We start from the raw sequence: 1,508 nt of genomic DNA on the forward strand, positions 1-1,508 counted from the left end.
GCTCTTCCGATCTATCCACGCGCGCTTGTCGTGCGCCATGACGCGGTGAGCCGGTCGGTTCAGTTCAACGACAAGCTGATAGCCTTCGCAAAACATTGGGGCTTCCGTCCTCGCGCGTGCGCGCCATATCGGGCGCGCACGAAGGGCAAGACGGAGAACGGCGTTGGCTACGTGAAGAAGAACGCGATCGCCGGTCATTCCTTCCCTAGTTGGGAAGCATTCGAGGCGCATCTCGACAGGTGGGAGCGTGAGGTTGCGAACGTTCGTATCCACGGCACGACCGGCGAGGCCCCGATCATCCGCTTCGCGCGTGACGAAATACATCGGTTGAAGCCGCTCGGCGGGCTGCCGTCGTTCGGATCCTTGCGTGAACTGACCCGCGTCGTCGGCAATGATTGCGCCGTCGAGATTGATACGAACAGCTACTCGGTGCCGTGGCGCCTTATTGGCGAGCGCGTAGCGGTAACGATCGCGGCCGGCGAGGTGCGGATCCGCCATGGCGTGCACCAGGTCGCGGTTCACGAGCAATCGAAGGGGCGCCGGCTGCGGATCGTCGATCCGGTTCATCTCGAAGGTGTTGCCGGGCGCAATGGCGCGGTCCGCCGGCCGGAGACTGCAGCGGCGGTGCCGGGATCGTCTCCACCGCATTCGTTGTTGCGTCCGCTTACCGAATATGAAGCCGTGATCGGGGGAAGCTTCTGATGACGCGCGCAAAGAAGGCAACCGAAGCACCGACCGATCCGCTCGATGCCATGCTGGCGCGATTGCAGCTCTCCGGCATCCGCGACCAGCTCGACAGCCTGCTCGACGAGGCGGCGCGCGCGAACCTGTCGGCGCGTGAGACGCTGATCTTGCTGTGCGAACGTGAGATCGCGCGCAAGGATCATCGCCGCATCGATATGGCGCTGAAGCTTGCACACTTCCCGGCCGTGAAGGAGCTCGCAGGCTTCGACTTCGAGGCGCAGCCCTCGATTGATCCCAAGCAGATCCGCGACCTTGCCGCATCACGTTGGATCGCTAACGGAGAGAACGTGCTGTTGCTCGGGCCGCCCGGAGTCGGCAAGACGCACTTGTCGATCGCGCTGGGGCGAGAGGCGATCCTGGCCGGGTACACGGTGCAGTTCACCACGGCGACGACACTGGTCGCAGGCCTTGCCAAGGCGCATGGCGAACGGCGTCTGGATGAGAAACTGCTCGCGCTGTCGAAGCCAAAGCTGCTGATCGTCGACGAGCTCGGCTACCTGCCGCTGGAACCTGACGCGGCGCATCTGTTCTTCCAACTGGTCAGTCGGCGCTATGAAACTGGCGCCATGCTGATCACCTCGAACCGCAGTGTTGCCGAATGGGGCACCGTGTTCGCCGATCCCGTGGTCGCCACCGCGATCCTCGACCGGCTCTTGCACCACAGCCACGTGCTGACGATCCGCGGCGACAGCTACCGGCTCCGAGTCAAGCGCAAGAGCGGTCTCATCAAAACGCCGACCGCCGGTGACGGCCCTCCGGTCGGC

Annotated in this window: 2 protein-coding genes; both read left to right on the plus strand. The window is 64.1% G+C overall.

The genetic code is table 11. The annotated features are described in order from the left end of the window. Positions 1-702 (plus strand): Mu transposase domain-containing protein (locus AACY49_RS29525; protein WP_445262670.1); only part of this gene is annotated, 702 nt, incomplete at its 5' end. Continuing rightward, positions 702-1,508 (plus strand): IS21-like element helper ATPase IstB (gene istB, locus AACY49_RS29530; RefSeq protein WP_339527703.1); only part of this gene is annotated, 807 nt, incomplete at its 3' end. The genes AACY49_RS29525 and istB, both read left to right, overlap by 1 nt.

Source organism: Pseudomonas sp. EL_65y_Pfl2_R96 (genome assembly GCF_963970905.1).
Taxonomy (GTDB): Bacteria; Pseudomonadota; Gammaproteobacteria; order Pseudomonadales; family Pseudomonadaceae; genus Aquipseudomonas.